Genomic DNA, 20,859 nt, shown 5'->3' on the forward strand with positions numbered 1-20,859 from the left:
TGGGTCCCCCTCCCGGCGCCATAGCGCGTCGAAGACGCGCGTAAACGCGCTTATGGCGCCGACCTCCCCCGCAAGCGGGAGAGGTGAAGAGCCCATCATCGCTCCTGCACGAATCCCATCTCCAAAAGTTTCAAACTCCCGAAAATTTATTTCCTGAAACGCACCGCGAGGGCTGCCGTAGTTCAGCCAACGACGGCGCAATGATCTGCAATCCCTGACGATCAGCTCTGTCGTTCGTTCCGCCGGATGACCGGCGAAACTTTCCAATTCATCGGGAGACGACACATGCTCAAGATCAACTCAACCCGCATCGCCCTGTTGTCCGCCGCCGCAATCGGCGCACTGGCCCTGACGGCCGTCGTGACTGCGCCAGTCCAGGCGCAGGACAAGATGATGAAAAGCGAAATGTCCGGCGAGAAGACCGTGATGGTCGGCGGCGCCGCGATGTTCCCCTCCAAGAACATCGTTCAGAACGCGGTCAACTCGAAGGATCACACCACGCTGGTCGCCGCAGTGAAGGCCGCGGGTCTGGTCGATACGCTGTCGAGCAAGGGCCCGTTCACCGTGTTCGCACCAACCAACGCCGCATTCGGCAAGCTGCCGGCGGGCACCGTCGATACGCTGGTGAAGCCTGAGAACAAGGCGACGCTGACCAAGATCCTCACCTACCACGTGGTGCCCGGCAAGCTGAACGCCGCCGACCTGACCGACGGCAAGAAGCTGACCACGGTGGAAGGCGAAACCCTCGCCGTGAAACTCGACGGCAAGAAGGTCTGGATCGTCGATGCCAAGGGCGGCACGTCTGCCGTCACCATCGCCGACGTCAATCAGTCGAACGGCGTGATCCATGTCGTCGATACGGTGCTGATGCCGAAGTCGTAAGTGCGGCGCGGCCTTCCTCTCCCCGCAAGCGGGGAGAGGGAGCGCATCGCAGCAAGCTCCGCGCTGCAGCGTAGTCCTTTCGAGCTATGGAACAGGCGCGATCGGCATCGCGTTGATTCCCTGGCCACATCCACCGGGCGCAGACGCTGGGCGCGACCGGTCTGACGGCAGTCAGGCGACGAACCAGAATCCTGCGCGGATTTCGGCGAGAACGAAGCCGCACATGAGCGAACAGCTGGAGGTTCTTGGAAAGATCCTCGCGCGATTGATCCGGGAGAAGGAACAATTCGAGAAGCTGCTTGAGAATCCGGTTGATGCTCACTCGGACGAGTGCGTCCGTCGGGCGATCGCCGGAACGGAGCTGTTGATCGCAGACGTGCATGTGAAAATTTATAAACTATCGGCAGATGACGCCGAAGCTGCGGCCGACAGCGGACAGGACAGCCGGCCACTGGCCAGTTGGTTCCGCATCATCGAATAGCACTGTCGGTGTTGTCGGGCCGTACGGGCTCCGCCTCGCGGTTTTGTGAACCTGTCCTGGTATTCACCACTGTTCTGAATAGGGAATTTTACGACGCGGGGCGTAACACGGACTAGAATGTCCCGTATGGTGTTTGTGACATCATGAAACCGGAAACGCTCATGTCCAGCATCGCAGCCGATCATTCGCAGGCAGCAGCACAGGCCGCCGGCGCGGCCAAGGTCATTCAGCCCGCCTGGGTCCGGATCGTGCACTGGATCAACGCGCTGGCGATGATCCTCATGATTATGTCCGGCTGGCAGATCTACAACGCCTCGCCGCTGTTCAATTTCACCTTCTCGCGTTCGATCACGCTGGGCGGCTGGCTCGGCGGTGCGCTGCAATGGCACTTCGCAGCGATGTGGCTGCTGATGGTCAACGGTCTTGTTTATCTGACGCTGGGTCTGATCACCGGACGCTTTCGCAGAAAGCTGCTGCCGATCACCGTCGATGGCGTGGTCGGCGACACCAGGGCCGCGCTGACCGGCAAGCTCTCGCATGCCGACCTCTCCACCTACAACTATGTGCAGAAGCTGCTGTATGCCGGCATCATCGCCGTCGGCATCGTCATCGTGCTGTCGGGTCTCGCGATCTGGAAGCCGGTGCAACTGCAATGGCTGACCGCGTTGTTCGGCGGCTATGACGTGGCGCGTTACGTGCATTTCTTCTGTATGGCCGCGATTGTCGGATTCCTGGTGATCCATGTCGCGCTGGCGCTCTTGGTGCCGAAAAGCCTGCGCGCCATGATTATCGGACGCTAGGAGCAAGTTATGGGACGCATGCGCAAACTTCTGATTCCCGGCGTCGACAAGCAGTTGCTGGTCAGGGACGCCTTGAAGGTGATGCCGGACCTGTCGCGCCGACGTTTCATCGCCGGCGGCGCAAGCCTCGGCGCCCTGACGCTGCTGACCGGCTGCGACGTCATCGACAGCTTCTCGGCCGAATCGATGCTGACGCAAATCTCCAAGTTCAACGACGCGGTGCAGGCCAAGCTGTTCAATCCGAACACACTGGCGCCGACGTTCCCGGAAAGCGCGATCACGCGGCCGTTTCCATTCAATGCCTACTACGCGCTCGACGATGCGCCTGATATCGACGGCAAGGCGTGGAAGCTCGAGGTGCGCGGTCTGGTCGAGAACAGGAAATCGTGGACGCTCGATGAGCTTTATAAATTGCCGCAGGAAAACCAGATCACGCGGCACATCTGCGTCGAGGGCTGGAGCGCGATCGGAAGCTGGACCGGCGTGCGGCTCAGTCACTTTCTGCAACTGATCGGCGCCGACACCAAGGCGAAATACGTCTGGTTCAACTGCGCCGACGTGGACGGCTACAACTCGCCGCTGGATATGCCGAGCGCGCTGCATCCGCAGACCCAGATGACGTTCAGGTTCGACAACGAAATCCTGCCGCGCGCCTACGGCTATCCGATGAAAATCCGGGTGCCGACCAAGCTCGGGTTCAAGAACCCGAAATATGTGGTCTCGATGGAAGTCACCAACGACTACAAGGGCGGCTACTGGGAAGACCAGGGCTACAACTCGTTCAGCGGCAGCTAGCGCGGGATGTTCCCTCACCTCTCCCCGTTCACGGGGAGAGGGAGCAAAACGCAGCCCCGCGCCCGGCAAAGGTGCCACTGCGCCGCTACAGCCTCCTATGCATGTTCGCCTTCCATCCCGACCCATGCGCAGAACGCGGGCGTGATTCGCCGCTGCCGTCAAAATAGGCAATTGCCATACCTGCATACTTTTGCCTCAAAAGCAGTCGGGGTCTCACAATTTGCTGACGCAATTGTGAGCAATCTTAATGTGCATTAACTTTAGTAAAAACAGTCACTTAGTGTTGGCGCGACATCCGGTCGCCCTGTGGTGTTGTTGCAATGCACACCGGCACGATTCATGCTGAGACCTATCAGCAAGGTCGTGAATTCAGGTCGCGCGAGGGGTTTTATCCCGATCGCTCTGGTTCCCGGCCATGCGAAAATAAGAAGGATACGAAATGCTAGCGCGTTCCCACGCGATTCCGTCACTGGCCCTGCTTTTTGGGGCTGCAGTCCTGCTTTCCGGCTGCAACGACCAGAGCGTCGCGTCGGCCCAGCCTCCTGAGCCGCCCGAAGTCAGCATCGTCACCGTCAAGGCCGCACCGCAGGCCATCTTCCGGGAGCTTCCCGGACGCATCGCGCCGCTGCGGGTCGCTGACGTTCGTCCGCGGGTGTCCGGTATCATCGTCGCGCGCCTGTTCGAGCAGGGCAAAGAGGTGAAGGCCGGCGATCCGCTGTACCAGATCGATCCGAAGCCGTTCGAAGTTGAATTGCAGGCGGCGGAAGCCGCGCTCGCCAAGGCAGAAGCTGCCATGCAGCAGGCGTCGCAGCATGCCGTGCGCATCGAGACGCTGACCAAGAGCCAGGCGGCCTCGCCGGCCTCCAACGAAGTCGCGATCGCGACCCTGGCGCAGGCCAAGGCGGAAGTCGCCGCGCGCACCGCCGACGTGTCGCGTGCGCGCCTCAACCTCGGCTACGCCACGATCCGCGCGCCGATCGACGGCATCATCGGTGCAGCGTTGCTGAGCGAAGGGGTGCTCGTCGTGCAGAACGAAGCTCATGCGCTGGCGACGATCCAGCAGCTGAATTCCGTCTATGCCGACTTCACCCAGTCGGTGAACGACCTCAACCGGCTGCGCCGCGATTTCGAGCGCGGCGATCTGGACCGCATCTCGGAAGACGCGGCCAAGGTTCGTCTCGTGCTCGACGACGGCGCATCCTATCCGCTGGCCGGCAAGCTGCTGTTCTCCGATGCCAAGGTCGATGCCGGCACGGGACAGGTCACGTTGCGCGGCGAGTTCAAGAATCCGAGCCGCGAATTGCTGCCCGGCATGTTTGTCCGTGTTCAGATCGAACAGGGCCGCGACCCCGACGCCATCGTGGTGCCGCCGCAGGCGATCCAGCGCAATTCGTCCGGCGCTAGCGAAGTCTTTCTGGTGAAGGACGACAACCGCATCGTGGCGCAGCCGGTTCGCACCGGCGGCCTCGTCGACGGCCAGTGGCTGATCACCGAAGGTCTCAAGCCCGGCCAACGCGTGGTGGTCGAGGGTTTCCAGAAGTTCGTCGCCGGCGATGCCGTCAAGACGAGCAACTGGCGGGTGTCCGGAGAGACAGGCCATCCGCTCGACAAGTCGGCGGCCGCAACTGGTCCTGCAAAATCGCAAGTGCAGTGAACGCGACCTGAGAAATACGCCCTCTCCTTGCCGGGAGAGGGTTGGGGTGAGGGGCGTGTGAAATGCCCGGATTGAAAGTCGGATCCCCCTCACCGCGAGCTGTGCTCGCTGCCTTCTCCCATTTGGAGAGGTGAAGACAACAAACACTGATGTGTCTGCGCCGGTCCGAAGCAGAATCTCAGAACCAGATTCGAGAAAGCGACGTCCATGCCCGCCTTTTTTATCGACCGCCCGATTTTCGCTTGGGTGGTTGCACTCTTCATTTGTCTGATCGGACTGATCTCGATTCCGTTCCTGGGGATTGCGCAGTATCCGATCATCGCGCCGCCCTCGATCTCGATCTCGACCAGCTATCCCGGCTCGTCGCCAGAAGAGCTGTACAACTCGACCACGCGGCTGATCGAGGAAGAACTGAACGGCGCGTCCGGCATTCTCAATTTCGAATCCACCAGCGACTCGCTCGGCCAGGTCGAAATCATCGCCAACTTCGTTCCGGGCACCGATTCCAATCTCGCCTCCGTCGAAGTGCAGAACCGCATCAAGCGCGTCGAGGCGCGCCTACCGCGCGCCGTGATCCAGCAGGGCATCCTGGTGGAAGAAGCCTCCAGCGCGGTGCTGCAGATCATCACGCTGCAATCGACCGACGGCAGCCTCGACGAGGTCGGCCTCGGCGACTTCATGATCCGCAACGTGCTCGGCGAAGTCCGCCGTATTCCCGGCGTCGGCCGCGCCACGCTGTATTCGACCGAGCGCTCGCTGCGCATCTGGGTCGATCCGGTCAAGCTGGTCGGCTACAACCTCACCGCCGACGACGTCACCAAGGCGATTCAGGCGCAGAACGCGCAGGTCGCCTCCGGCAGTGTCGGCTCGGAACCGAGCCGCAAGGACCAGTCGATTTCCGCGCTGATCCTGGTCAAGGGACAGCTCGGCTCGGCCGACGAGTTCGGCGCCATCGTGCTGCGCGCCAATCCCGACGGCTCGACGGTGCGCCTGCGCGACGTCGCGCGCATCGAGATCGGCGGCATGGGCTATCAGTTCACCACGCGCCTGAACGGCAAGCCGAGCGCCGGCCTGTCGGTTCTGCTGTCGCCGACCGGCAACGCGCTGGCGACCGCGAGCGCGGTCGAAGCCAAGATGAAGGAACTGTCGAAGTACTTCCCGGCCAATATCACCTACGACATTCCCTACAACATCACGCCGGTGGTCGAGGCGTCGATCTCCAAGGTGGTGACGACGCTGATCGAAGCGGTCGTCCTCGTCTTCATCGTGATGTTCCTGTTCCTGCAGAATTTCCGCTACACGCTGATCCCGACCATCGTGGTGCCGATCGCGCTGCTCGGCACCTGCGCGACGCTCTATCTGTTCGGCTACTCGATCAACATGCTGACCATGTTCGGCATGGTGCTGGCGATCGGCATTCTGGTCGACGACGCCATCGTCGTGGTCGAGAACGTCGAACGCATCATGTCGGAGGAGGGACTCTCTCCGAAGGAGGCCACCCGCAAGGCGATGACGCAGATCACCAGCGCCATCATCGGCATCACGCTGGTGCTGATCGCGGTGTTCGTGCCGATGGCGTTCTTCCCGGGTTCGGTCGGCATCATCTACCGCCAGTTCTCGGTGACCATCGTCGCCGCGATTTCCTTCTCGGCGCTGATGGCGCTGTCGCTGACGCCGGCGCTGTGCGCGACGCTGCTCAAGCCGGTGAAGGCGGGGCATGCCCATGCCAAGACCGGCGTGTTCGGCTGGTTCAACACACGGCTCGACCGGGCGAAGGACGGCTACGGCCGCGTCGTCGGCTGGTCGATCCAGCGCACCGGACGGCTGCTGATTCTGTACGCGGTGCTGCTGGGCGGCCTTGTGTTCGGCTTCTCGCGGCTGCCCGGCGGCTTCCTGCCGGTCGACGATCAGGGCTTCATCACGGTGGACGTGCAGACGCCCCCGGAATCGTCGTTCAATCGTACGCAGGCCGCAGTCGAGAAGGTCGAGCAGTTCCTGAAGAACCGCTCGGGCATCGATGAGGTGACCTTCCTCACCGGCTTCAGCTTCTTAGGGCAAGGCCAGAACACGGCGCAGGCCTTCGTGACGCTCAAGGACTGGTCCGAGCGCGGACCGAACGATTCTGCCGCAGCTATTGTCGCGGACATCAACAATTCGCTGAAGTCGATCAAGGATGCCAAGATTTCCGCGTTGCAGCCGCCGCCGATCGACAACCTCGGCAACTCGTCGGGCTTCTCGTTCCGTCTTCAGGATCGCGGCCAGAAGGGCTACGCCGCATTGATGAAGGCGAAGGACGACCTGCTCGCAGAGGCCAGGCAGAGCCGCGTGCTGCAGAATGTCTACGCCGAAGGCTTGCCCGAAGCGCCGCAGGTGCAGCTCATCATCGACCGCGAACAGGCGGCCGCGCAGGGCGTCACCTTCGCCGACATCAACAGCACGATCTCGACCAATCTCGGCTCGGCCTATGTCAACGACTTCCCGAACCGGGGCCGCATGCAGCGCGTGATCGTGCAGGCCGACAGCATCGGCCGCATGAACGCGCAGGACATCCTGTCGTACAACGTTAAGAACAGCCGCGGCAATCTGGTGCCGCTGTCGTCGTTCGCGGCGATCAAGTGGACCGTCGGCCCGACGCAGATCGTCGGCTTCAACTACTATCCGTCGGTGCGTATCTCGGGCGAGGCAAAGCCCGGCTTCACCTCCGGCGACGCGATTGCGGAGATGGAGCGTTTGACCGCGAAACTGCCGCGGGGCTTCGGCTTCGAGTGGACCGGACAATCGCTGCAGGAAAAGCTGTCGGGCTCGCAGGCGCCGTTCCTGCTCGCGCTCTCGGCCCTGATCGTGTTCCTGTGTCTGGCCGCGCTCTATGAAAGCTGGACGATTCCGATCGCCGTGCTGATGACGGTGCCGCTCGGCATTCTCGGCGCGGTCATTGCGGCGATGTCGCGCAGCCTGTCGAACGACGTCTATTTCACGGTGGCGCTGATCACGATCATCGGTCTGGCGGCGAAGGACGCCATTCTGATCATCGAGTTCGCCAAGGACCTGCGGGCCAAGGGCACGCCGCTGATGCAGGCGACGATGGAAGCGTGCCATCTGCGCTTCCGGCCGATCCTGATGACGGGTCTGGCATTCGTCTGCGGCGTGTTGCCGATGGTGATCGCCAGCGGTGCCGGCGCGAAGAGCCAGCACGCGCTCGGCACCACGGTGATGGGCGGCATGATCGCGGTCGTGGTTCTGGCGCTGCTGTTCGTACCGGTGTTCTTCGTCGCGGTGACGAAGTTCTTCTCGAGAAACCAGCGCGACGGCGAGATCACGCCGGCATCGGGATCGAAGTGGGAGCGGCTGACCGGCATGTTCCGGCGTCGACGTCCGGCGCAGACCCCGGCGTCGTAAAGTTTACGCATTTCTTCGTCATTGCGAGCGTAGCGAAGCAATCCAGAAAAAACTGGATTGCTTCGTCGCTTCGCTCCTCGCAATGACGGGCATTACGCCTTCAGCGGCCGCTGAAACGCGCACAGCACCGCGCCCAGCGCCAGCGCGGCGGTGGAAACCCGAAGCGCATACGACAGCCCCATCACGTCGGTGATCGCGCCGGTGACGAACGGGCCCAGCGTCTGGCCAAGACCGAAAGTGATGGTCATGACGCCGATCACTTTCGCCCATGCCTCCGGCGGATAGTTCAACCGCGTGAACACGGTGGTGGCAGCCACCACCGGAAAGAACGACAGGCCGAACACGAAGGCCGACGCCACCAGCAGCATCGGCGATGTGCCGAGCAGCGCGATGAATGTGCCAAGACAGGTGACCGCGATCATGATCGCGATGGTCGTGCCGCTGTTGCCGCGCGCCATCAGCCCGCGCCACAGCCACGAGCCTGCGAACGACATCAATCCGATCAGGCACCAGAACGCGCTCTGGGCTCCAGCGCCGCCGCCGCCGTCGCGGACATAGGCGATCATGAAGGTCATGTAGGCGATGTAGCCCGCGCCGAACAGAAAATAGCCGGCGAGATAGAACGCGATCGGGCGCAATGCGACCGGAGTTGTGCTGACCGACGTTTCGTTTGCGGCAACGTCGATTGGATTCAGCATCAGCGGAATCATCATCAGCGCCGAGATGATCGTCAGCGCCACCCACACGATCCACCACGAGCCGGGACCGAAATATTGCAGCAGAAACGGAGCGGCGAGGCCCGAGACGATCAGGCCGGTGCCGGGGCCGGTGTAGAACAGGTTGAGCAGCAGCGCGGATTTCATCGGCCGCGATTGTGCGATGGTCGCGGCCAGCGTCCCGCCGCCGACGAAGGTGGTCGCTGCGCCGAGGCCCGACAGCAGTCTTCCGAAACCGAAGATGATGGCGTTGCCTGACAGTGCGCAGATCGCCAGCGACACGACGCAGGCCAGCGCGCCGATCCAGACCGAGCGGAACACGCCGACGCGGCGGATGAAGGCGGCCGCGCCCAGCGCGCCAGCCAGATAGCCGATGGCGTTGACCGTGTTCATGAAGCCCGCGGTCGAATACGACCAGCCGAGCGAGTCGCGCATGTCCGGCAACACCAGCGTGTAGCCGAAGCGGCCGATGCCGAGCCCGATGGCAGGCGCGAGCGCGAGGATCAGGATCATGCGCATCGGGTGCGCGAACGGGGCGGCAGATTCGGGGGATGTCACGGGACGGCTCCGGCAGCTGCGGCACATTGGCAGTTTCGGTGAGGCTTGGCCAATCACGAGAGGGCAATGGTGTCTTGCCAATTCTGCAAGGGCGTTTTAGCAAGTCCGCGCGAATTGCAGACATTCTGCATACAATCAACAATTCAAGGCATTCGATCATGGCATCGCACAAGCTCCTCCTTCTCCCCGGCGACGGCATTGGCACCGAAGTGATGGCGGAGGTGAAGCGCGTCATCGATTGGCTCGGCAAGCGCGGCATCGCCAAGTTCGAGACTGAAACCGGTCTGGTTGGCGGTTCGAGCTACGATGCGGACAAGGTCGCGATCACCGACGCCACCATGGCGCTGGCGCAGGCCGCGGATGCCGTGATCTTCGGTGCGGTGGGCGGACCGAAGTGGGCGGATGTTCCATACGACGCGCGCCCCGAAGCGGGCCTGCTGCGTCTGCGCAAGGACATGGCGCTGTTCGCCAACCTGCGTCCGGCGATCTGCTATCCGGCGCTGGCAGACTCATCGAGCCTCAAGAAGGATGTCGTCGAGGGCCTCGACATCATGATCGTGCGAGAACTGACCGGCGGCGTGTACTTCGGCGAGCCGAAGACCATCACCGATCTCGGCAACGGTCAGAAGCGCGCGGTCGATACACAAGTCTATGACACCTACGAGATCGAGCGCATCACGCGCGTCGCCTTCGAGCTGGCGCGCAAGCGCCGCAACAAGATGACGTCGATGGAAAAGCACAACGTCATGAAGAGTGGCGTGCTCTGGAAGGAAGTCGTGACGCAGGTGCATGCGCGCGAATACAAGGATGTCGAGCTTGAGCACCAGCTCGCGGATTCCGGCGCGATGCAGCTCGTGCGCTGGCCGAAGCAGTTCGATGTGATCGTCACCGACAATCTGTTCGGTGACATTCTCTCCGACATCGCGGCGATGCTGACCGGTTCGCTCGGCATGCTGCCGTCGGCATCGTTGGGTGAAGTCGATCCGAAGACCAAGAAGCGCAAGGCGCTGTACGAGCCGGTGCACGGTTCGGCGCCGGACATCGCCGGCAAGGGCATGGCCAATCCGGTTGCGATGCTGACCTCATTCGGCATGGCGCTGCGTTATTCGTTCGACCTGCAGAAGGAAGCCGACCTGATCGATCAGGCCATCGCGGCAACCCTGGCGAAGGGCCTGCGCACCGGCGACATCAAGTCGGAAGGCTCGACAGTGGTCAGCACCTCGCAGATGGGCGAGGCGATTGTCGCGGAACTGGATGCTCTCAGCGCGTGACACGATTTCGCCCTTTCGGGCGAAGTTCGTCACCGGTTTGCCTTATGCAAATCCGCATAAAAATGCCCGGCTTCGGCCGGGCATTTTCAATTTCAGACGTTCGCTGAAAATCAGTAGAGCGGGAACGGGAACGGCATGCCGGTATCCCATTGATCGCCGAGCGGACGGCGGCTGGTGTACAGGCGGTCAATCTGCTGGCCGTAGGAATAGCCCGGCGGGAAGGCGTAGTCGGTGAACTTGCGCTCGCCGGGAACGACCTCGGTGCCAGCGTCGAGCCACGAGCGGCGCGTTACGTAAACGCGGGTCCGGCCGCGCTGGTAGGACGAGTTGACCGCCTTGCGCGGCGGACCATCATAGGTCGGATCGTCCTGAACGACGCGCTTCCGGGTCTGGGCATCGGCGGCGGTAACGCCGAATCCGGCGGTCACAATCGCGGCCGTCGCCAGCAAGATCGCCAGTGTTTTCGCGCCCGGGTACTTCAAAGCCATTGAATCCTCGTCACATTCCCAATTGCGTCGCACCATACCCGTTTCCGGCAGTCTCCCACAAGGACCAATGGGCCACACTTGTTCGGCATATTCGGCGGGGTTGTCCCAAGGGGGCGGGCGCGGCGGCCGGGTGTCGGTGATTTGCGACAGGCTCCGCACCTGCAACGCGCCGACCGCGTCATTCGTTCCTCGAAGAATGCCTGCGCGGCGGCCGTGGACAGTCCGCCCTTCACGCTGATGCGGACGATCATGCTGTCGGTGACAGTCGCGTGAGTTCAGAGGAGCGACCTGAAAAGACGCTTCGGTGCTCACGCTCGATCTCAATCTTGCGTGAATGCGCCGCGCAACTGCGGCGCCTCGTTCGATGCGATCCATGTGGTCGGCGCAATTGTTGCCGTGTTGCAGGTGTCGCGCTTGAGTTCGGCGCGCGCGAACAACTCGGCCATTTTCGGGTCATTGCCGGCCGACAGCAGGATCAGCCGGTTCAGGGTGCAGCCGACGAAGGCCCGCTGGCTGGCCATCGTATCGGCCTGGCAGGCCCATCCGCTGATCCGGACGCTGGGGACGGTGAAAGTCTTGGCAAAGCCCAGACAGGTTTCCTTGCCGGACTGAGCGGCTCCGCTGAAGCGGATCAGGGGGACGCGGCCGAATTTGGTGTCGATGAAGCCCGCCGGCTCGGTACCCTCCGTCACCCGCCCGGCCATCCGGGATGCAACGTCGGCGTCGATGGCGGTAAATGCATCCAGCTCGCCGCCCGGGCGGTAAATCTCGACTTCCGCGGTCGGGGCTTCATCCCTGGTCGCGGCCCAGCGCAAAATATCCTTGCGGCCCCCTTCGGGGTGCCGGAGGATCTCGTAAGCGTCTGTTCTGTCGGACAAATCTAGTTTGCTGATAGCAAAGGCCGGATGCGGGCGGCTGGCAGGCGTCCAGCCCGGAGCGGTTGGAAGCCCAGCGTTGGTGTTGGCAGCGACCGGCACGGCCGAGACCAGATCCACCGCAATAACGGCGAGCACCGCGAGGCCGCAGATATAAGCCAGAATCCGGACCGCGACGGCGCTGCATTCGTCAGCAAAGCTGCGCAACGCCGGGTGGATTCCGGAAGCATCCTGGAGGGGCTGATCGAGCAGGGTCGGGTTCATATATGACTCGTGGCGGACGTTCTGTTCCGGTCATAAAACGGGAACGACCTTCCGCCGTGGCCACGGCAATGAAGCCTCCTGCCACCTGACGTCCGACCCGCCCCGCAGTTGCTTCTGCGTTGTATTTGGGCGGTTTTTCGCATAGAAGCGCTCCCTCTTCCCTTCCGCAGGCGGCGGTGGCGAAGCATTTTTCTTCGGAGAGTCAACGATGGGTTACAAGGTTGCGCTAGTTGGAGCGACCGGCAACGTGGGCCGGGAAATGCTCAACATTCTGGACGAACGCAGTTTTCCGGCTGACGAGGTGGTCGCATTGGCCTCCCGCCGCAGCATGGGCGTCGAAGTGTCCTATGGCGACCGCACCCTGAAATGCAAAGCGCTCGAACATTACGATTTCAGCGACGTCGATATCTGCCTGATGTCGGCCGGCGGAGCCGTGTCCAAGGAATGGTCGCCGAAGATCGCGGCAGCCGGCGCGGTGGTGATCGACAATTCGTCGACGTGGCGGATGGATCCGGATGTGCCGCTGATCGTGCCTGAAGTGAACGCGGACGCTGTTGCCGGCTTCACCAAGAAGGGCATCATCGCCAATCCGAACTGCTCGACTGCGCAACTCGTGGTGGCGCTGAAGCCGCTGCACGACAAGGCAGTGATCAAGCGCGTCGTGGTCTCGACCTATCAGTCGGTGTCCGGCGCGGGCAAGGATGCGATGGACGAGCTGTTCTCGCAGACCAAGGCCGTCTACACCAACAGCGAACTGATCAATAACAAATTCCCGAAGCGTATCGCCTTCAACGTCATCCCGCAGATCGACGTCTTCATGGAGGATGGCTACACCAAGGAAGAGTGGAAGATGATGATGGAGACCAAGAAGATTCTTGATCCCAAAATCAAAATGTCCGCGACCTGCGTGCGCGTACCGGTGTTCGTCGGGCATTCCGAAGCCGTCAACATCGAGTTCGAAAATCCGATCTCGGAGGATGAAGCCCGCAACATCCTGCGCACCGCACCGGGCTGTCTGGTGATCGACAAGCGCGAGCCCGGCGGTTACGTCACGCCATACGAAGCCGCCGGCGAGGACGCCACCTACATCAGCCGCATCCGCGAGGACGCGACGGTGGAGAACGGCCTCGTGCTGTGGTGCGTGTCGGACAATCTGCGCAAGGGCGCCGCGCTGAACGCGATCCAGATCGCGGAATGCCTGGTCAACCGCAAATTGCTGCAGCCGAAAAAGAAGGCAGCCTGAGCGGGCCGGTGTGGTGGTTCGCAGGTCCGCAACATTTCTCGGCACGGACTGGCGAACCAAAACCACACCGGAGTTATAGATTTCTAGTGTCCTTTTGAATCTGAAGTTCGCTATAGGATGCGCTGCAAAATGATGCGAACTTCGGATTCAGGACACGAGCGCCGGGGACCAGGATGACAAGCGAGCCATCTGAGCACCGGCCTGCCACGGCAGCGTATCAGCCGAACCCCGCGCTGAAGCGCGGTGAGAAGGCGTTCGAAACGGTGCTGTTCAACAGCCGCTGGCTGATGGCGCCGTTCTATCTCGGGCTCGTCGTCAGCCTCGTCGTGCTGCTGTTCAAGTTCGTCCTGTTGTTGATCGAGTTTGTGCTGCACGCGCCGGGGGCGAAGGAATCCGACATCATTCTCGGCGTGCTGTCGCTGATCGACGTGTCGCTCACCGGCAATCTGATCCTGATCGTGGTGTTCTCGGGTTACGAGAATTTCGTCTCACGGATCGATCCGCGCGGCCATCCCGACTGGCCGGAGTGGATGACCAAGGTCGATTTCGCGGGACTGAAGCAGAAGCTGCTGGCGTCGATCGTGGCGATCTCGGCGATTCAGGTGCTGAAAGCCTTCATGAACATCGATGCGACGTTCGATGCGCAGAAGCTCGGCTGGCTTGCCGGCATCCATCTCGTGTTTGTCGTCTCGACGCTGCTGATCGTGTGGTCGGACCGGCTCGGCGGTCACGGCGCCGCGGACAAGGCCGTGCACTAGCGCGTACTCCGCCAGGCGGGCTCGGTCTTGCTGCCAGAATGCGCGCCAGTTCTAGGCCTGAGACGCCAATATACTTTGATAGACGCGGCTGAACTCGTTCGTGTTCTGGTCGACGATGGACAGCGACCCTTCGGCCACGCCGAAATAGGCGCCGTGGAGTTGCAGTTCGCCGCTTTCGACGCGCTTCTTCACGAACGGAAACGTCATCAGGTTCTCCAGGCTGCGCAGAACGGCCGCCTTTTCAATCCGCGTCACGAACTGCTGCATCGTTTCGTGATCGCGTTGCGCGACCGTCTCGCCCGGCTTGACGAACATCGACATCCATTTGCCGATGAAGTCGCCGGGAGACAGCGGCGCGCTGTCGTCGACGAAGGCGCGAATGCCGCCGCATTGCGCGTGCCCCAGCACGACGATGTGCTTCACCTTCAGGACCTGAATCGCATACTCGAGCGCGGCCGAGACACCGTGCGCGTTGCCGTCGGGCTGGAAGACGGGCACCAGATTGGCGACGTTGCGGACGACGAACAGTTCACCCGGTCCGGCGTCGAAAATCACTTCCGGCGACACGCGGGAATCGCAACATCCAATCACCATGACTTCCGGGGACTGGCCGATTTGCGACAGTTCGCGGTAGCGGGACTGCTCGGTGGGCAGGCGCTGGGTGACAAAGGTCTGGTAGCCGGCGAGCAGGTGTTCGGGAAAGGGTGACATGAGAGGCCTCGCAAATTTGTCCCGGTTGGCTAACCTAGGAGAGCAATCGGAACAAGCCTTTCGGCAGCGGTGGCGAAGTGCTACTCAAGCGCTTCCCCAATGGAAACCCGATCATGATCCGTCCGCGCCGCAGCGTCTTGTTCATGCCAGGCTCGAATGCACGAGCGCTCGACAAGGCGCGGAACCTTCCTTCCGACGGTGTCATTCTGGATCTTGAGGATTCCGTGGCGCCGGATGCCAAGCCGATGGCGCGCGACCAGATCGCGGAAGCCGTCGCAGCCAAGGGGTTCGGCAAGCGGGAAATCATCATCCGCATCAACAATCTGGATTCGCCGTGGTGGGAGCACGACCTGACGATGGCCGCCAGGGCGAAGCCCGACGGGATTCTGGTGCCGAAGATCTCACGCCCTGCCGACATCAAAACGCTCGAAGAGCGCCTTCGGGCGCTTAAGGCCGATCCCGGCATCGTGCTCTGGGCGATGATTGAATCGCCGCTCGGAGTGCTCTCGGCACAGGACATCGCTGCGACCGCGCGCGAAGGCGACAGGCGGCTGGCAGGTTTTGTCATGGGCCCCAACGATATTGCGCGCGAGACGCGAATGAGGATGCTGCCGGGACGCGCCGCGATGCTGCCGCTGTTCGCGCATTGCATCCTGGCCGCGCGGGCGGCCGGCATCGAGATTCTCGATGGCCCCTATAACGACATCAACGACGTTGCAGGCTTCGCGAAGGAGTGCGCACAGGGCCGCGACATGGGTTTCGACGGCAAGACGCTGATTCACCCGGGGCAGATCGATGCGGCCAACGCGGCCTATACACCGCCTGCCGAGGAGATCGCCCGCGCGCGCAAGATCATGGGCGTGTTCGATCTGCCGGAGAACGCGAACAAGGGCGTGGTCCAACTCGACGGCCAGATGGTCGAGCGGCTGCATGTCGAGATGGCGAAGCGGACCATCGGAATCGCCGATGCGATCGCAGCGTTGAAGGTGATGTAGCTGGGGATGAGTACGCAGCCGTGCTGACATCCTCGGTGTCATTGCCGGACTTGATCCGGCAATCCATCTTTTCGCAAAAAATGCATTTTGAAGACTGATGGATACGCGGGTCAAGCCCGCGTATGACGCGTCATTGGTCGGCTGGATCGCGGTCTAGTGTCGACCTACAGCCACGGACGCTCGGCTTTTTCCTTGGCCTCGAACACGTCGATCGACTTGCCCTTCTCCATGGTGAGGCCGATGTCGTCGAGACCATTCAGCATGCAGTGCTTGCGGAACGGATCGATCTCGAACTTGATCGAGCCGCCGTCGGGACCGCGGATTTCCTGTTTCTCAAGATCGATGGTCATGGTGGCGTTGGCGCCGCGATCCGCATCGTCGAACAGCTTGTCGAGTTCGTCCTGCGAGACGCGGATCGGCAGGATGCCGTTCTTGAAACAGTTGTTGTAGAAAATGTCGCCGAACGAGGTGGAGATGATGCAGCGGATGCCGAAGTCGCCGAGCGCCCATGGAGCATGCTCGCGGCTCGAGCCGCAGCCGAAATTGTCGCCGGCCACGAGAATCTTGGCCTTGCGATACGACGGCTTGTTGAGGACGAAGTCCGGGTTCTCGCTGCCGTCGTCCTTGTAGCGCTGCTCGGAAAACAGTCCCTTGCCGAGGCCGGTGCGCTTGATGGTCTTGAGATACTGCTTCGGGATGATCATGTCGGTATCGACATTGATAATCTTCAGCGGCGCGGCAACGCCTTCGAGGGTCGTAAACTTGTCCATCAGAGGTTCCGGATGAGAGTGGGCCGGTCACGGGTCTGAACCCGGATTAGAGAGGTTCTTATCGCGATTAGAGGGGGCCGCAAAGGGCCAAATTGGCGCAAAATCCGGCCCTGCTTTGCCTCAGGCGACGCTCGCCTCGATCGTTTCCATGTCGTCGTCCGACAATCCGAAATGGTGCCCGATCTCGTGCACCAGAACATGCGTGACGATGTGGCCCAGTGTCTCGTCGTTCTCGGCCCAGTAATCGAGGATCGGACGCCGGTAGAGCCAGACCATGTTCGGCATGGGGGCGACGTCGCCGCTCGAGCGGAACGGCAGGCCGACGCCCTGAAACAGCCCGAGCAGATCAAATTCGCTCTGGGCCTTCATTTCCTCGAGAACTTCCTCCGAGGGGAAATCGTCGATCTGGATGATGACGCCCTCGCACAGGGCGCGGAAGTGGTCCGGCAGCCGCGCGAACGCGTCATGCGCGATGACTTCCATTTCGGCAAGGGTGGGAGATTTCGCGGTCGGCCACATTGGCCCCTTTTAGAGGGCTTGGCTGCCAGCGCCAAGGGGCGATGAAGGCTGATCAGCGGCGAGGGAGACGCCGCCGGGCGGCCGAAGACACGCCTGTTGACGCGCGCGCCCTGATCGGAGACTTTGCCGCCCGTCGATTGGAAAGAATACGGGACGGCGCTTCATGACGCGGGCAGTCACTTCAGCCATTCTCATGGGCCTCTTCGCAGGTCTGGTCATTCTGGCTCTTCCAGAAAGTGCGCAGGCGCAATCGACGGATTCCCACATCAAGACAACTGGTCATGGGCTCGCCGCGGAGGAGTTTTCTGCGCAAAGCCGCGAGGTCGTTCGGCGCACACCGCGCCGCGTTCGGATTTATCGCGGTTCGAATTATCCTGGCCCGAACTCCAAGCGGGTCTGCAACGCCCACTACGAACAGGAATACCGTCCGAGCGGGACCGTGATCGTGCCGCGCGTGAACTGCTACTGGAGCGGCTGACGCGCCAATATTCTGCATCATTTCATTTGAGCACGCCGATCAGACCTGCGGCGATGATCGCTGCGGACGCGCCGTAGACAATGATTGCCATGGCCGTCTGCGTGAATGCGCCTGCGGTCCCGGGCGCTATTCCGGGGCCTTGTGACGCATCAGCGCTTTGGGCGAGAAGCAATCCTGCGGGGGCACCTGCGAGCAACAATCCCGCGCGAGATAGTCGAGACATCAGATCCTCCTAATTCTAGTGGAGCGCTCGAATTACGTTCTTGCTGGATTCCGGTTTCAACCGTTTTGGATGAGACGGATCGCGTTCATCATTGCGGCGGCAATATTCAGTTTGCGTTCACGTCATTCTCCCTAACATCCGACCATCGCCGCTCGAACCGATGCGCAAGCATATGGACGAGTCTGCGCGGGCATCATGGTTGGCGCCGTCACCATAGCTGGCATCATCGTCGCTACAGATAGATCGGTCACGATTCTGTGTTTATCAACATCGAGACAGACTTGCTCATACGGGAGTCATCGTTGATGGCGTCGCCGCGTCGCCTTGTCGCGGGAAATGGCGGGTGGGATATGCGTTATGATTGAGTATGTAAAACCATCAAAGGATCAATCATGAAGACTTGGATTGGCGCAGCTATGGTGGCTGCAACAGTTTCATTCGGCGGCGATGTTGCCATCGGCTCGGCCGTTGCCGCGCCGCAATCTTCGCAGAGGGTAACTCCGCAGAAGACGCCGGAGGCCACCGACATCAGCGCGCGCCGGCGCCACCATCATCATCATCACCGGCATCACATGCATCGGCGCTATGTCGCGCAGCCTTATTACCGGACCTACCGTGAGCCGTACTACTACGGCAGTTCCTTTGGTTATCTCCCCTACGGATTCGGGGGCGGCGGCCACCACGGTTTTGGACACCACGGTTTGGGGTACCATGGAGGGCATCACGGTTTTGGACACCATGGGGGACACCACGGCGGGGGTCATCATTGACCCGAAATCACGCCGGAATGAGACACAGACAGGCGCCTCGCGGCGCCTGTTTTCGTTTGTATGATACTCCGACATGCCGCCACCGCATTCATGTGACGTTCAGATCGGCGTCCCTAACTTTCAGTGAAGCGCGATAACGTTGACGCGACGCGATCTGCGCAGAGACATGATCGCGCCTGGTTCGCAGGGTCAACGGTTGCCGTCAGGCGATTTCAGCGAAACGGAAATCGATGATGTGCGTTATCTTCATCGTGCTGAGCAAGACCGAGGAGAACTGCTATGAGAAAATTTGTAGGAGCTGCGGTTGTCGCGGCTACCCTTTCGTTCACAGGCTGGATTTCACTTGCCCCGGCGAGCGCCGCGCCGGCTTCAACAGTACCATCGGGCCATGATGCGCGACTGGCGGACGAAGCCAGGCCGACGGATGTCAGCGCACACCGCCGCTACTACCGGCGTTACGGCTACTACGGTCCACGTTATTACCGGCCGTACTACCGCCCTTACTATCGTCCCTACTACAGGCCGTATTACGGCTACGGCTATGGTTACCGGCCATACTACCGTCCCTACTATCGACCGGCCTATTACCGGCCTTATGGCTACGGCTTCGGCTATCCGTATGGCGGCTATGGCTATCGCCCCTACGGCTTTGGTCCGCGGTTCGGTTTCGGATTTGGCTGGTAAGGGTTCAGCGAACCGAGAAAACAAAACAGGCGCTCTTGCGAGCGCCTGTTTCTTTTGATGTTGTCGATGCGAATGGCTCAGGTCGCGTGCCACTCGCGGATGTCGACGAAATGTCCGGCGATGGCTGCGGCTGCCGCCATTGCAGGCGACACCAGATGGGTGCGGCCCTTGAAGCCCTGACGGCCTTCGAAGTTGCGGTTCGATGTCGAAGCGCAGCGTTCTTCCGGCGCCAGCTTGTCGGGGTTCATCGCAAGGCACATCGAGCAACCCGGCTCGCGCCATTCGAATCCGGCCTTGATGAAAATCTTGTCGAGCCCTTCGGCTTCGGCCTGCTCCTTCACAAGGCCTGAGCCCGGCACGATCATCGCATTGAGGTTGCCGTTGACGGTGTGGCCGGCGACGACTTTGGCGGCCGCGCGCAAATCCTCGATGCGCCCGTTGGTGCAGGAGCCGATGAAGATGCGGTCGAGCTTGATGTCGGTGATCTTCGTGCCGGCCTTGAGCCCCATGTAGTCGAGCGCGCGCTGCTTCGACAACCGCTTGGCTTCGTCCTCGATCTTCGCAGGATCCGGCACGAAGCCCGAGATCGATACCACGTCCTCAGGCGAGGTGCCCCAGGTCACGATCGGCGGCAGCTTCGCGGCATCCAGACGGATCTCGTGATCGAAGTGAGCGCCTTCGTCGGTCCGCAACGTGTTCCAATAGCGCACGCCGGCATCCCAAGCGGCACCTGTCGGCGCCATCGGCCGGCCCTTCAGGAATTCGTAGGCCTTCTCGTCGGGCGCGATCAGTCCGGCGCGTGCGCCGCCTTCGATCGACATGTTGCAGACTGTCATGCGGCCTTCCATCGACAGCGCGCGGATCGCCTCGCCGGCGTATTCGAGCACATAGCCGGTGCCGCCGGCAGTGCCGATCTCGCCGATGATCGCGAGGATGATATCCTTCGCAGTGACGCCGTCGGGCAATGTGCCGTCGACGGTGGCGCGCATATTCTTGGCCTTCTTCTGAATCAGCGTCTGGGTGGCGAGCACATGTTCGACCTCCGACGTGCCGATGCCATGCGCCAGTGCGCCGAATGCGCCGTGCGTCGAGGTATGGCTGTCGCCGCAGACAATCGTGCTGCCGGGCAGCGTGAAGCCTTGCTCCGGACCGATGACGTGGACGATGCCCTGACGCTTGTCGTGCTCGTTGAAATACTCGACGCCGAATTCACGCGCGTTTTCGGCCAGCGTCGCGATCTGCTCGGCGCTTTCCGGATCGGGATTGGGCTTGGAGCGATCCGTGGTGGGAACGTTGTGGTCCACAACGGCGAGCGTCTTCTTCGGCGCGCGAACCTTGCGGCCGCTGGTTCGCAATCCTTCGAAGGCCTGCGGCGAGGTGACCTCATGGACAAGATGGCGGTCAATGTAGAGCAGGCAGGTGCCGTCGGGCTGCTCATCAACCAGATGGTCGTTCCAGATCTTGTCGTAGAGCGTGGTCGCTTTGGCCATTTTAGTCGTCCGGATTGGTGTTCGCGGCCCCTGAGGCC

At 61.7% G+C, this 20,859-nt stretch carries 21 protein-coding genes; 13 read left to right on the plus strand and 8 right to left on the minus strand.

Annotated elements, in window-relative coordinates; translation table 11 throughout:
- Positions 1-285: 285 nt before the first annotated feature.
- From BN32_RS17015 to BN32_RS17040, 6 genes are all read left to right on the plus strand, one after another.
- Positions 286-882: a fasciclin domain-containing protein gene (locus BN32_RS17015; RefSeq protein ID WP_040426863.1), complete on the plus strand. Its 597-nt coding sequence runs from the start codon at positions 286-288 to the stop codon at positions 880-882.
- 223 nt (positions 883-1,105) lie between these two features.
- Entirely contained in the window at positions 1,106-1,363 is a 258-nt protein-coding gene (locus BN32_RS17020; protein ID WP_019199140.1) for a hypothetical protein, read from the plus strand.
- Between the two features lie 161 nt (positions 1,364-1,524).
- Positions 1,525-2,163: a cytochrome b/b6 domain-containing protein gene (locus BN32_RS17025; RefSeq protein WP_040426865.1), complete on the plus strand. Its 639-nt coding sequence runs from the start codon at positions 1,525-1,527 to the stop codon at positions 2,161-2,163.
- A gap of 9 nt (positions 2,164-2,172) precedes the next feature.
- Positions 2,173-2,958, plus strand: coding sequence for a molybdopterin-dependent oxidoreductase (locus BN32_RS17030; protein ID WP_019199138.1), 786 nt, complete (start codon positions 2,173-2,175; stop codon positions 2,956-2,958).
- Positions 2,959-3,397: 439 nt separating this feature from the next.
- Complete coding sequence (locus BN32_RS17035) at positions 3,398-4,612, plus strand: efflux RND transporter periplasmic adaptor subunit (RefSeq protein WP_019199137.1); 1,215 nt, start codon at positions 3,398-3,400, stop codon at positions 4,610-4,612.
- 207 nt (positions 4,613-4,819) lie between these two features.
- Complete coding sequence (locus BN32_RS17040; protein WP_019199136.1) at positions 4,820-8,008, plus strand: efflux RND transporter permease subunit; 3,189 nt, start codon at positions 4,820-4,822, stop codon at positions 8,006-8,008.
- 92 nt (positions 8,009-8,100) lie between these two features.
- On the opposite strand, the gene BN32_RS17045 is transcribed toward BN32_RS17040, so the two are convergent.
- Positions 8,101-9,243, minus strand: a complete 1,143-nt coding sequence (locus BN32_RS17045; protein ID WP_019199135.1) for a YbfB/YjiJ family MFS transporter — start codon at positions 9,241-9,243, stop codon at positions 8,101-8,103.
- A 197-nt stretch (positions 9,244-9,440) separates the two neighbouring features.
- Between BN32_RS17045 and leuB the strand changes: the two genes are divergently transcribed.
- Complete coding sequence (gene leuB / locus BN32_RS17050) at positions 9,441-10,553, plus strand: 3-isopropylmalate dehydrogenase (protein WP_019199134.1); 1,113 nt, start codon at positions 9,441-9,443, stop codon at positions 10,551-10,553.
- 110 nt (positions 10,554-10,663) lie between these two features.
- Here the strand turns inward: leuB and BN32_RS17055 are convergent, their stop codons facing one another.
- Together BN32_RS17055 and BN32_RS17065 are read right to left on the minus strand one after the other, a co-directional pair.
- Complete coding sequence (locus BN32_RS17055) at positions 10,664-11,041, minus strand: hypothetical protein (RefSeq protein WP_019199133.1); 378 nt, start codon at positions 11,039-11,041, stop codon at positions 10,664-10,666.
- A gap of 320 nt (positions 11,042-11,361) precedes the next feature.
- Entirely contained in the window at positions 11,362-12,180 is an 819-nt protein-coding gene (locus BN32_RS17065; protein WP_019199132.1) for a hypothetical protein, read from the minus strand.
- Between the two features lie 208 nt (positions 12,181-12,388).
- Between BN32_RS17065 and BN32_RS17070 the strand changes: the two genes are divergently transcribed.
- Positions 12,389-13,423, plus strand: coding sequence for an aspartate-semialdehyde dehydrogenase (locus tag BN32_RS17070; protein WP_019199131.1), 1,035 nt, complete (start codon positions 12,389-12,391; stop codon positions 13,421-13,423).
- 173 nt (positions 13,424-13,596) lie between these two features.
- Positions 13,597-14,181: a TIGR00645 family protein gene (locus BN32_RS17075; protein WP_019199130.1), complete on the plus strand. Its 585-nt coding sequence runs from the start codon at positions 13,597-13,599 to the stop codon at positions 14,179-14,181.
- A gap of 51 nt (positions 14,182-14,232) precedes the next feature.
- Here the strand turns inward: BN32_RS17075 and BN32_RS17080 are convergent, their stop codons facing one another.
- On the minus strand, positions 14,233-14,892 hold the full coding sequence (locus BN32_RS17080; RefSeq protein ID WP_019199129.1) for a carbonic anhydrase: 660 nt from the start codon (positions 14,890-14,892) through the stop codon (positions 14,233-14,235).
- A gap of 113 nt (positions 14,893-15,005) precedes the next feature.
- On the opposite strand from BN32_RS17080, the gene BN32_RS17085 reads away from it, so the two are divergent.
- Positions 15,006-15,887: an HpcH/HpaI aldolase/citrate lyase family protein gene (locus tag BN32_RS17085; RefSeq protein ID WP_019199128.1), complete on the plus strand. Its 882-nt coding sequence runs from the start codon at positions 15,006-15,008 to the stop codon at positions 15,885-15,887.
- A gap of 164 nt (positions 15,888-16,051) precedes the next feature.
- On the opposite strand, the gene leuD is transcribed toward BN32_RS17085, so the two are convergent.
- The gene (leuD, locus tag BN32_RS17090) at positions 16,052-16,657 is read right to left on the minus strand and encodes a 3-isopropylmalate dehydratase small subunit (protein WP_019199127.1); all 606 of its coding nucleotides are present in this window, start codon (positions 16,655-16,657) and stop codon (positions 16,052-16,054) included.
- Positions 16,658-16,777: 120 nt separating this feature from the next.
- Entirely contained in the window at positions 16,778-17,176 is a 399-nt protein-coding gene (locus tag BN32_RS17095) for a metallopeptidase family protein (RefSeq protein WP_040426619.1), read from the minus strand.
- Positions 17,177-17,339: 163 nt separating this feature from the next.
- Here BN32_RS17095 and BN32_RS17100 point away from each other — a divergent pair, with 163 nt between their 5' ends.
- Positions 17,340-17,654 carry a hypothetical protein gene (locus BN32_RS17100; protein ID WP_040426620.1) on the plus strand — a complete coding sequence of 105 codons (315 nt, stop codon included), beginning with the start codon at positions 17,340-17,342 and terminating at the stop codon, positions 17,652-17,654.
- Positions 17,655-17,676: 22 nt separating this feature from the next.
- On the opposite strand, the gene BN32_RS26895 is transcribed toward BN32_RS17100, so the two are convergent.
- Positions 17,677-17,877 carry a hypothetical protein gene (locus BN32_RS26895; protein ID WP_152343877.1) on the minus strand — a complete coding sequence of 67 codons (201 nt, stop codon included), beginning with the start codon at positions 17,875-17,877 and terminating at the stop codon, positions 17,677-17,679.
- A gap of 392 nt (positions 17,878-18,269) precedes the next feature.
- On the opposite strand from BN32_RS26895, the gene BN32_RS27340 reads away from it, so the two are divergent.
- Positions 18,270-18,647 (plus strand): hypothetical protein, encoded by a 378-nt coding sequence (locus tag BN32_RS27340; RefSeq protein WP_082757466.1) that lies wholly within the window; start codon positions 18,270-18,272, stop codon positions 18,645-18,647.
- A gap of 279 nt (positions 18,648-18,926) precedes the next feature.
- The gene (locus tag BN32_RS17110; RefSeq protein WP_019199120.1) at positions 18,927-19,331 is read left to right on the plus strand and encodes a hypothetical protein; all 405 of its coding nucleotides are present in this window, start codon (positions 18,927-18,929) and stop codon (positions 19,329-19,331) included.
- Between the two features lie 77 nt (positions 19,332-19,408).
- Here the strand turns inward: BN32_RS17110 and leuC are convergent, their stop codons facing one another.
- Positions 19,409-20,821 (minus strand): 3-isopropylmalate dehydratase large subunit, encoded by a 1,413-nt coding sequence (leuC, locus tag BN32_RS17115; protein WP_019199119.1) that lies wholly within the window; start codon positions 20,819-20,821, stop codon positions 19,409-19,411.
- Positions 20,822-20,859: the final 38 nt, after the last annotated feature.

The sequence above is a fragment of the Afipia birgiae 34632 genome (assembly GCF_000308295.2).
In the GTDB taxonomy this organism is placed as follows: Bacteria; Pseudomonadota; Alphaproteobacteria; order Rhizobiales; family Xanthobacteraceae; genus Afipia; species Afipia birgiae.

Excerpts from the sequence above, each read along its gene's own strand:
- BN32_RS17015 (WP_040426863.1), top strand. The coding sequence starts at position 286 with ATGCTCAAGATCAACTCAACCCGCATCGCCCTGTTGTCCGCCGCCGCA.
- BN32_RS17020 (WP_019199140.1), top strand. The coding sequence starts at position 1,106 with ATGAGCGAACAGCTGGAGGTTCTTGGAAAGATCCTCGCGCGATTGATC.
- BN32_RS17025 (WP_040426865.1), top strand. The coding sequence starts at position 1,525 with ATGTCCAGCATCGCAGCCGATCATTCGCAGGCAGCAGCACAGGCCGCC.
- BN32_RS17030 (WP_019199138.1), top strand. The coding sequence starts at position 2,173 with ATGGGACGCATGCGCAAACTTCTGATTCCCGGCGTCGACAAGCAGTTG.
- BN32_RS17035 (WP_019199137.1), top strand. The coding sequence starts at position 3,398 with ATGCTAGCGCGTTCCCACGCGATTCCGTCACTGGCCCTGCTTTTTGGG.
- BN32_RS17040 (WP_019199136.1), top strand. The coding sequence starts at position 4,820 with ATGCCCGCCTTTTTTATCGACCGCCCGATTTTCGCTTGGGTGGTTGCA.
- BN32_RS17045 (WP_019199135.1), bottom strand. The coding sequence starts at position 9,243 with ATGCGCATGATCCTGATCCTCGCGCTCGCGCCTGCCATCGGGCTCGGC.
- leuB (WP_019199134.1), top strand. The coding sequence starts at position 9,441 with ATGGCATCGCACAAGCTCCTCCTTCTCCCCGGCGACGGCATTGGCACC.
- BN32_RS17055 (WP_019199133.1), bottom strand. The coding sequence starts at position 11,041 with ATGGCTTTGAAGTACCCGGGCGCGAAAACACTGGCGATCTTGCTGGCG.
- BN32_RS17065 (WP_019199132.1), bottom strand. The coding sequence starts at position 12,180 with ATGAACCCGACCCTGCTCGATCAGCCCCTCCAGGATGCTTCCGGAATC.
- BN32_RS17070 (WP_019199131.1), top strand. The coding sequence starts at position 12,389 with ATGGGTTACAAGGTTGCGCTAGTTGGAGCGACCGGCAACGTGGGCCGG.
- BN32_RS17075 (WP_019199130.1), top strand. The coding sequence starts at position 13,597 with ATGACAAGCGAGCCATCTGAGCACCGGCCTGCCACGGCAGCGTATCAG.
- BN32_RS17080 (WP_019199129.1), bottom strand. The coding sequence starts at position 14,892 with ATGTCACCCTTTCCCGAACACCTGCTCGCCGGCTACCAGACCTTTGTC.
- BN32_RS17085 (WP_019199128.1), top strand. The coding sequence starts at position 15,006 with ATGATCCGTCCGCGCCGCAGCGTCTTGTTCATGCCAGGCTCGAATGCA.
- leuD (WP_019199127.1), bottom strand. The coding sequence starts at position 16,657 with ATGGACAAGTTTACGACCCTCGAAGGCGTTGCCGCGCCGCTGAAGATT.
- BN32_RS17095 (WP_040426619.1), bottom strand. The coding sequence starts at position 17,176 with ATGTGGCCGACCGCGAAATCTCCCACCCTTGCCGAAATGGAAGTCATC.
- BN32_RS17100 (WP_040426620.1), top strand. The coding sequence starts at position 17,340 with ATGACGCGGGCAGTCACTTCAGCCATTCTCATGGGCCTCTTCGCAGGT.
- BN32_RS26895 (WP_152343877.1), bottom strand. The coding sequence starts at position 17,877 with ATGTCTCGACTATCTCGCGCGGGATTGTTGCTCGCAGGTGCCCCCGCA.
- BN32_RS27340 (WP_082757466.1), top strand. The coding sequence starts at position 18,270 with ATGAAGACTTGGATTGGCGCAGCTATGGTGGCTGCAACAGTTTCATTC.
- BN32_RS17110 (WP_019199120.1), top strand. The coding sequence starts at position 18,927 with ATGAGAAAATTTGTAGGAGCTGCGGTTGTCGCGGCTACCCTTTCGTTC.
- leuC (WP_019199119.1), bottom strand. The coding sequence starts at position 20,821 with ATGGCCAAAGCGACCACGCTCTACGACAAGATCTGGAACGACCATCTG.